The organism is Rhizobium sp. P38BS-XIX (genome assembly GCF_012641435.1).
In the GTDB taxonomy this organism is placed as follows: Bacteria; Pseudomonadota; Alphaproteobacteria; order Rhizobiales; family Rhizobiaceae; genus Rhizobium.
Genome location: NZ_JABAIJ010000002.1, coordinates 599039 through 607721 on the forward strand (window position 1 = coordinate 599039; position 8683 = coordinate 607721).

General features: G+C 55.5%; 7 protein-coding genes and 1 pseudogene. All 8 read right to left on the reverse strand.

Features of this window, described 5'->3' with window-relative positions; translation table 11 throughout:
* Positions 1–67 precede the first annotated feature (67 nt).
* Positions 68–1051: a GlxA family transcriptional regulator gene (locus tag HGP17_RS11985; RefSeq protein ID WP_168809058.1), complete on the reverse strand. Its 984-nt coding sequence runs from the start codon at positions 1049–1051 to the stop codon at positions 68–70.
* Positions 1052–1254: 203 nt separating this feature from the next.
* A complete protein-coding gene (locus HGP17_RS11990) occupies positions 1255–2133 on the reverse strand; it encodes a sugar phosphate isomerase/epimerase (RefSeq protein WP_168809060.1) in 879 nt (292 codons plus the stop codon).
* Positions 2134–2205: 72 nt separating this feature from the next.
* Positions 2206–3120: a zinc-binding dehydrogenase gene (locus HGP17_RS11995; protein ID WP_168809062.1), complete on the reverse strand. Its 915-nt coding sequence runs from the start codon at positions 3118–3120 to the stop codon at positions 2206–2208.
* A gap of 152 nt (positions 3121–3272) precedes the next feature.
* Positions 3273–4124, reverse strand: coding sequence for a carbohydrate ABC transporter permease (locus HGP17_RS12000; protein WP_168809064.1), 852 nt, complete (start codon positions 4122–4124; stop codon positions 3273–3275).
* Positions 4125–5027 (reverse strand): sugar ABC transporter permease, encoded by a 903-nt coding sequence (locus HGP17_RS12005; protein WP_168809066.1) that lies wholly within the window; start codon positions 5025–5027, stop codon positions 4125–4127.
* Between the two features lie 107 nt (positions 5028–5134).
* Positions 5135–6469: an extracellular solute-binding protein gene (locus HGP17_RS12010; RefSeq protein ID WP_168809068.1), complete on the reverse strand. Its 1335-nt coding sequence runs from the start codon at positions 6467–6469 to the stop codon at positions 5135–5137.
* Between the two features lie 362 nt (positions 6470–6831).
* Positions 6832–7863: a substrate-binding domain-containing protein gene (locus HGP17_RS12015; RefSeq protein WP_168809070.1), complete on the reverse strand. Its 1032-nt coding sequence runs from the start codon at positions 7861–7863 to the stop codon at positions 6832–6834.
* A gap of 557 nt (positions 7864–8420) precedes the next feature.
* Positions 8421–8683: pseudogene (locus HGP17_RS12020) on the reverse strand (Fe3+-hydroxamate ABC transporter ATP-binding protein FhuC); the annotation flags it as partial.

Below are 8683 nucleotides of genomic sequence, written 5' to 3' on the forward strand. Positions count from 1 at the left end.
GTTGCATTGCACCAATAGCGGATTTCCTCGGAAAATTAACAGCCGTAGATTACATAGTCACGAGCGACTACGAGCGTCTGGTGGAGATCGGGCTTTCGCGAAAATGTTGTCGATAAAAGCGACTGAAATGCGAGGGAGATTCATAGCCGCAGACCCCGGCAATGTCGGCCACGCTCAGATCTGTATGAATCAAAAGCTCTTTGGCCCGAGCCATTCGCAGATCGATATAGAATTGCGACGGACTTTTCTTCAGATTGGCGCGAAACAACCGTTCAAGCTGGCGAGGTGAAACCTTCACGCTTTCGGCGAGTTCCGAGATTTCGATTGGCTCCGACAGGCTGCTCTCCATCCGGCGGATGACGAAGCCTAGCTTGGCGTTGCGGATGCCGAACCGATCCTCCGGCGCCATGCGCTGAGCGTCGTCCTGACGTCGCATGCGAGGATGGTTGAACTGATCCGAAATCTGCTCGGCCAGCTCACGGCCCTCAATTGCCGCGATGAGATAGAGCATCATGTCAAGCGTGACTGTGCCACCGGACGAGGTGATTATGCGCCCATCGACGGCGAAAATATCGTCCGTGGCAAGGCAATTGGGAAACTCGCTGCGAAAGGACGGCAAGGATTCCCAGTGAATGGCACAACGCCTCCCCTCCAGCAGCCCTGCCCTTGCAAGATAGAAAACAGCGGTGCTGACCCCTCCGAGAACGCAGCCCTCGGAATAGACGCGACGCAGCCAGGAAAACAGCGTGGGATCATAGCTTTCGGTGTAATTGACGCCGGCGCAGATGAAAAGGATATCGCATTTTGGTGCCTGCGCCATGGCGTAATCAACCGGAAAGGCAAGTCCGCTGCTCGATCTCGCCTCCTTGCCATCGACGGAAATCAGCACCCATTCAAACGCCTTTCGCTTGATCAACCGGTTTCCCTGACGCAGTGAATCGAGCGCAGCCGAGAAAGTCATCAACGGATAGTCGGGTGCCAGGAAGAAGCCGATACGCACCGGCTCCTCGCCATGTTTCAGCTGATTCAGGGAAAAGGAATGTCTTGTCATCTTTAAGTCACATCGCTTAAACGCGGCTTTGCCTGTGAAATCGACCGATCGGTGCGATAAAAACCTCACCAACAAAGCCTATACTTTAGCGGCTGGCCAGAGAAGACTTTGCTCCTTTCCATTCAGCGCCCATATTGCGCCAACCTAAGCTTCATCTGTGACGTAACCCCGCGAATGACCCCGGGTAAAATCGGCTCTCGCCTCTATGCTTGCAATACTCCAGCGGCATCGGCAACCGCCTTGATATGCGCGAGGCCGCGGCGATAGCCGGGCACATCAAAATGTTCGAGCATAAGCGGCACTTGCCGGTCAAGCTTGGCAATCTCGGTGACATAGGCCGCGTAATCGAGATTGCCTTCCCCGGGCACGACCTCGTCAAGATGGAAGGAGATCGTTCCCGGGCCGCCCTTCATCACCAGATCTTTAGCGTGACAAGAAACGATCCAGGGCCCAAGAAGCGCGAAACAATCGCGAATCATCTTGCCGCTGTTGAAGTAGAGCCGCGGCGTAATGACCAGATTTGCCGCGTCAATGTGAGCACCAAACTGCGGCCTGTCGATCGCCTTAAGCAGTTTAAGGTAGTTTTCCGGGGTGTCCGTCACAAGCCACGGCACCATCTCCAGCGAGAATTTGGTACGCCGGGGCTTTACCATATCGATGATATAACGGGCGGTATCGACGGCCCGTTGGAAGCCGGCCTCACTCTGATTGTCTGGATGCGGACCGTAGTCGTAGTTGTCGCTGAGCTGCCACGGGTCTCCCGGATGACCCACGGTTCCGTGATAGGCAACGATGGCGCCGGCTCCCAGCTCGTCCCCTAGTGCCAACTGATGCACTGCATATTCGAGATTGGCTTTGCGTGTGGCGTCATCGTGGGCGATGAGGTTCTTCCACGCACCGCCTTCGGCAAAGACAAGATCGGCCGACGCGAAACTCTTGACGAGAGCAGCGATTTCTTCGCGGCTCTCAAGTTTTATATTCGGCATGTAGCCCGCGTTGTAGCCAAATTCGACATGCGCGCGAGCATACGCTTCGGGATCACCTTTGTAATCGATCCCATAGCCACCGAGTCTCAAGGTCATAGACAGTCTCCCAATTTGCTTCCGTTACCGGGCCGCCGTCCTCTCAGCAGCCACATTCATCCAAAATCTCAGTCACGCCGGCGCTTTACCGGGATAAAGCAATACCTTTCCGCAGTTGCCTGTTTCCTGAAGCGCAAAGGCAGCCGCGACTTCCGACATAGCGAAACGATGCGTGGTCAGCTTATCGAGGAGCGGTCTGGCATCGCGCACACGCTGCAACAATTCTTCGGCGAAAATGTCGTGATTCCAATGCCAACTGCCGAAGATATCGACACCCTTGCCTGTGATGCGGTTGATCGGTAGCGACCCACTCCAGGTGACGAAGGAGAGCCTGCCGCGTGCCCGTACCAGCTCGAGAACAACCGCAGGCGCACTCTCGTTGTTACTGGTGTCGAGGGCAGCGTCCACACCGTAGCCGCCGCTTGCTGCGCGAACCTGCTCAAGGAGATCCGGCACGCGCGGATCGATTACCAATTCTGCGCCCAATTCCTGCGCCAATGCGGCACGATATGGGTTCAATTCAAGAGCGATGACGCGTGCACCGATGGTGCGTGCATTGATGATCGCCCCAAGGCCGACTGCGCCGCAGCCAGAAATCAGGACGGTGTCCTTTGCTGTCACTTGCATGCGATGCATCGCTGTGAAGCTCGGGCCGAGAGCACAGATCGCCATTGCTGCGTGATGGGTCTCAATGTCGTCGGGAACCGGCTGCAGCAGATAGTCTGGCTTCAGTAGATACTCGGCATAGCAGCCGATCCCTGACGAAGACCCCGTTTCGCTCAACAGGTCGCGTTGCGCGGTGCAGTGAATGTGTTCACCCGACCTGCAGGCAGGGCAAACCCCGCAGCCGGCATGCGGCATCACGATTACACGGTCGCCAACCTTGAGGCGCTTCGACTGCGCTGCGTCGACGACAACGCCGACCGCCTCGTGGCCGAGCTCACATGAAAGCTTGCCGGCGCGCCAGGACTGCCACTCCGTACACATGGGAGCAACAAGGACCCTGATCTTGACGATATCGCCGGATGCTTCCGGGTCCGGCCGTTGTGAGACCTGCGACTGGCGCGGTCCGAGGATTTCTACACAAAGAATGTTCGTTACTCCCGTTTTGAAGAATGACTGAGAGACGCTGACGGGCCTTAGCCCTTCACCGCACCCATGGAAAATCCGGCCTGAAGGTGCTTTCTAAACAAAAGATACAGAATTAGCAGCGGCAGGCTGGAGATCACAACTGCAGCAAACAGAAAGCCGAAGTTGAATGAAAGCTGTCCTTTGAGAAGACTGAGACCGACCTGAACCGTGCGGATCGTCGCGTCCGACGACATCATGTAGACCAGTACATATTCCACCCAGCATGCATGGAACGTGAAAATGGCGATCGTTGTGATGATTGGCCGTGCCATTGGTAGAACGATCGACACATAAATCCTCAAGTAACCGGCACCATCCACTTTGGCAGCTTCAATCAACTCGTTGGGAATGGAGCGAACAAACGCCGCTGCCAGATAGACTGCAAACGAGATATTAAATGCGACATAGGGAATGATAATCCCGAGATGGGTGTTCGTAAGTCCAAGGAAATTGGCCGCAATGAAAAGCGGTACGATCGATGAGGAGATCGTTACCAGAAGCCCCATGACGATGAACGAAAAGAGGAACGGGGTGAGCTTCGATGGGATCTTTGTAAAGGCAAAGGCTGCAGAAATGGAGAACAAGACCACAATGACGGTCGTCGTCACGCAGAAGATCAGGCTATTGACGAAAAGGTGGGAGAACTCGCCGAGCTTCCAGGCCTGGATATAGTTGTTCAGTGTCCAATTGACCGGAAGCGCGACCATATTGGCGACGATTTCCGTTTCCGGTTTGAACGAGGTATAGATGAGCCAGATCAGTGGAAACGTCGTGAATACCGTGAAGAAGCCGAGCGCCGCGTAAGCCGCAACTCGAAACGGGACCGGAACCGCAGCCTGGCCAGACCTGAAACGCGACATTTAGTGTGCTCCTTCTTCATAGGCGCGCGTGAAACGCGCAGCGACGGCCGACAGGATCAAGATGAGGAAGACACTGAGCAGGATAAGGACTACAGAAATCGCGCTGCCAAAGCCGTATTTGTAGAACGAAAATGTATTCTGGATCATATAGAGGCCGAGCACGTTGCTGTAATAGCTCGGGCCGCCATTTGTCATGATCCAAAGGATCTCGAAACTCTTCAGGCTTCCAGCCACCGCATAGATCGCTGAAGTGAGGAACACGGGGACCTGCTGCGGCAGGATGAGCGACTTCAGAATGTGCCACTCGTTTGCGCCGTCAAGTACCGCCGCCTCCAGCATTTCGGGGCTTGTCTTCTGCAAATTGGCAAGGAAAATGATGAAGTAGATGCCGGTGTACATCCAAAGCAGCACGATCAGGTAAGGCAGAATGGCCGTGTTCTTCGAGTTGAATACGGTGAGTGAAAACATCGGATTTCCGACCGCATGGCCGATGATCTGTGAAACCAGCCCTGTCGGGGCAAAAACGACGCCGAACAGCAATGCCACTACGACCGGGCTGAGCAATGCTGGAAAAAAGATTACCGCTTCGAAGAAGCCAGCACCCCTGACAAGACGCCGATAGATCACATAGGCAAGAAAGAAGCCTAACGGAATTTGGCCGATCAGAGACACCAGAATGACCAGGCCGTTGTTGCGCAGGCCCCACCAAAAGATGGGATCGGAAAACATGACGACGTAATTGGTAAATCCAATGAAGTTCGGAATGCCAACGCCCGCCCAGTCGGTGAAGCTGAGTACCAGGCTATAGACAACCGGAATGACGATCACGAGGCCGTAGACCAGCAGGGCCGGTGCGGTCAGGATTGCGTAGCTGATGCGATCAGATTTTGCTGCGGAAGCCACGTCAGGCTCTCTCTCATCGATGCGAATAGGTGAGGTTTCTGGAATGCTCCCTCCAGGTATCTCGGCGAGAGCATTCCATACGGCTTTCTGGGCGTTCACTCAGCCGTCTACTTGGCCTTTCGGTTGCTGTCGTTCTCAGCGACCCATGCTTCGTATTTTGCGGCAAGTTCCTCCGGCGTAACCGAACCCAGAACAAGCTCCTGCAATCCGGCGTTGACAACCTGCATGACCCCTTCGGCATCCAAGCGATCATCAAGTACGGGCAGCACATGGACGATAGACGACGAAAACTCGTAACTCTTTTTCGCCAGGGGATCGCTGAGCATGTCACCTATGCCAACGTCTTTCGCGTATATCGGCAGCATCCCGTATTTGACGTCGATGTCTTTGTTGGATGGATCGAGATTGAACTTGATCCACTTCCATGCCGCTTCGCTCTTTTCGCCGTCGAGCTTGGCTGACATTCCAAACCCCGTGGACGGCTGACCGGAGGACGAGTCGGAATTGGCGAGCGCGGCACCCTCGATTTCCGGAAGCGAGCGGATTTCGATGTCCGCTTTCATTTCCGGCGGCAAGGCCGATGTGAGGTTCACCACCTCCCAAATGCCACCGATAAAGTAGACACTGCGTCCGCTCACAAAGGCGGAGAGCGCTTGTTCACGTGTGGTGGATGGCTCGCTGGGGTCAATGAAGCCAGCGTCGACCATTTCGCGAATTTTCTTGAGCGCCCCGACAAAGGGGGCATCGGTGAAGGCTGCCTTATGCGTGCCCTTGAGGACATCAGCGAACCATTCCGGCGTTCCCATGCGGCCAACCATCACCGACAACAGGCAGGATTGCAGCACCCAGCTCGATTGATCGCCGAACACAGCCGGGCGATATCCTGCGGCGCGGATAGTCTTAGCTTGGCCGATCATTTCGCCGAGCGTCTTGGGATAGTCGAGTTTGACCTCGTTCAACAGCTTGCGGTTCACGTAGACCACATTGGTGAAATTCACGTAGGGCACGCCGATCTCGTAGACCTCTCCCGTCGGCGCCTGTGCCTGGGTGAATACGGGACGCAGAAGTTGATCGACGCCATCGCGTTTGATCAGCTCGCGAAGATCCTTGGCGTAGCCGCGACCAGTCAGGTAACCAGTACGCTTTCCGGGCCAAAGCGTAAGAATATCGGGCAAGTTGCCCGAGATGGCCAAGGCCTGCATTTTGTTGTGATAGGCGTCGTGGTCGAGATAGTCGAAATTGATCGTGATGTCGGGATTTGCCGCGTGAAACCGTTCATAGGTTTCCTGAAGCCGCGCGTAATCCGGGTCCACCTTCGTGAAGGGGAACATCGCCGTCAAGGTGACGTCCGCATGGGCGACAGCGGCACTCGCAAAACTCAACGCTGTTGCAAGCAGCAGCGACGATGCGCGCCGTGTCAGATGTTTCACTGTGCAGTTCATAAGATCCTCCTCTGAAGCCGACGGGTTTTCCGCGTCGCAGTCGATTTCTCCTTTCCCGAAGCGAGGCCATATCGGCTTGCCGCGGGATCCCGATTTCATGAATTTTGTTTCGGTGCTCCACAGCGTCCGGCAACGCTGCGGCATCAATTCCGGCGCTCACATACCGGTTTCCGGCAGCCTGGCCCTCCTCAAGACCATAGCCGCTTGGCTCCGAGCGCTTATTCTTCGACAACGGCGGCGTCTCCAACGCCATCCGTAACGTTACGATTATCGAACAAAAAACGTTTGTCAACAGCAAAAGCTGCTGCTTACCGCCTCCTCGTGTCAGAAAGCAGCGACTTCATCCATAACGTTACGGGAAATTATTTCTGAAGCGTATGAGTGCCGTGATCGACAAACTCGCTGGGAACCACACGGCCTAATTGCGCGTAATCCTCCCCGTCTATGGCACGAGCCAGCATCTCGGAAAGGAGATCAGCAATCCCCGCATGCGGGTAATAGAATGCGCTCGTCGGAGGGTTCAGAAAGTCGTGTAGTCGGGCGCCACCATAGGTGATGAGGCCAAAGTCTTTGCCGATCTGGCGGCCCGCCTGCTGCATCGCGGTAATGAATCCCAAACCCGCCTCATCGGAGGCCACAAACGCCCCTGTTGACTCCGGATGACGAAGCAGCACTTCCCGGGCCATGTCGACACCGCTCTGTGGCGTCGTCGCTGAGAAATGGATCAGTTCGTCTGGCACGGTAAGGTTGCGGGCATTGAACGTCTTCGTCCAGCCCTTCACGAACTGTAAGCTGTAGCTGAACTGACTGGAAGGCGCAAAGAGCAGAGGGGCTGCGTGTCCGCTGTCCAACAGCAATTTTGCCGCGTCGGCGCCGATTTGCTCATGATCGATGTCGACATAGGGGTGAGCGCTTAATAGCTCAGTCCGGCCGAATGTCACGAAAGGCATCCCGACTTCGAGCAAATACTTCACCCGCTCATCCTGTGGACGCGTATGAGTGATGATGACGCCATCCATTGACCCCTCGCGGGAGAGATTGCGAACTAATTCTACCGGATCGTCGTGTTGCAGATGAGGAATAATCCCGGTGCGGTAACCTCTCGACCTCATAGCCGTCGATATCCCGACCAAAAGGGACGCCGTCACGATATTCAGCTGCTCCTGCCGTTCGAAAGAAAGCACCATGGCGATCGATTGCGATCGACCAGTACGAAGATTTACGCCGCCTGCGTTGGGCCTGTAGCCAAGCTTTTCGGCTGCGCGTTTGACCCGATCGATGGTTTCTGCGTTCACCTCGGGTCCGTCTTTGAGCGCTCGGCTTGCAGTCGTCACGGAGATGCCGAGCTGCCGTGCGAGGGTGCGTAGAGTTGCTCTGGGTCGCTGCTGATTCATTCGGTGATACCGCTGCCATCGTTTTCAAAAGTGTTCGTTGAAAATCTAGCCAAAGCTGACCATGCAATCAACGACTGCCGCGCGAAACCAGGGCATTCGGCCTGTTCGATGCCACTGAACCTACCATCGTCGAACATTAGCCTACCTGCTCTGATCGCGCGAGAGCGAAGGAACCGCTTCAAATCGCCGAGGATGAGTCAGAACCAGCGGATGCAACTCATCCTTCCTGGTCGGCAAAAGTAGAATCACGGTCATCAATACGACCCAGGTATCGTCGACGCTGCTCGCGGTCAAATAGTTCGGGTTCTTCCCCTTCGCGAAATCCTTATCGCCTGTCGCTCACGGAAGTGAAGGCACCTGGGGCGAATCCATTGGATTCCTTCAATCTGACGTCACCCCCAAGATTTGAAGGGTTTCCACCTCGAAGGCTGACATGCGTTCAATCCGGAAAGCCACACCGGTCCTGCGACGATCGGCATCCTGATATCGACACGCCTTCAGCAAACCAAACGGAGCAAGAATGTTGCTCCGTGTTAGATATCTTGGCTGCTCATCAATCAGGTCGGGATAGCGACAGGATGACCTGATGCCGGGTGCTGTATGATGTGCATGTCGAGGCCATAGATGGATTTCAGCGCTTCCGTCGTCAGAATATCGTCCGGTGGCCCGTTGGCGATGATCTTGCCGGAGTGCAGGGCGATGATGTGATCGCAGAAGCGGGCGGCCATGTTGACATCGTGCAGCACGACGACGACGCCGAGGCCTCTTGCATGGCTGAGGCTCTGGACAAGAGACAGCACTTCGATCTGATGGGCAACGT

Bases quoted from the DNA above. Each gene is read 5' to 3' on its own strand.
- HGP17_RS12015 (WP_168809070.1), bottom strand. From the start codon at position 7,863: ATGAATCAGCAGCGACCCAGAGCAACTCTACGCACCCTCGCACGGCAG.
- HGP17_RS11995 (WP_168809062.1), bottom strand. From the start codon at position 3,120: ATGTGTACGGAGTGGCAGTCCTGGCGCGCCGGCAAGCTTTCATGTGAG.
- HGP17_RS11985 (WP_168809058.1), bottom strand. From the start codon at position 1,051: ATGACAAGACATTCCTTTTCCCTGAATCAGCTGAAACATGGCGAGGAG.
- HGP17_RS12000 (WP_168809064.1), bottom strand. From the start codon at position 4,124: ATGTCGCGTTTCAGGTCTGGCCAGGCTGCGGTTCCGGTCCCGTTTCGA.
- HGP17_RS12010 (WP_168809068.1), bottom strand. From the start codon at position 6,469: ATGAACTGCACAGTGAAACATCTGACACGGCGCGCATCGTCGCTGCTG.
- HGP17_RS11990 (WP_168809060.1), bottom strand. From the start codon at position 2,133: ATGACCTTGAGACTCGGTGGCTATGGGATCGATTACAAAGGTGATCCC.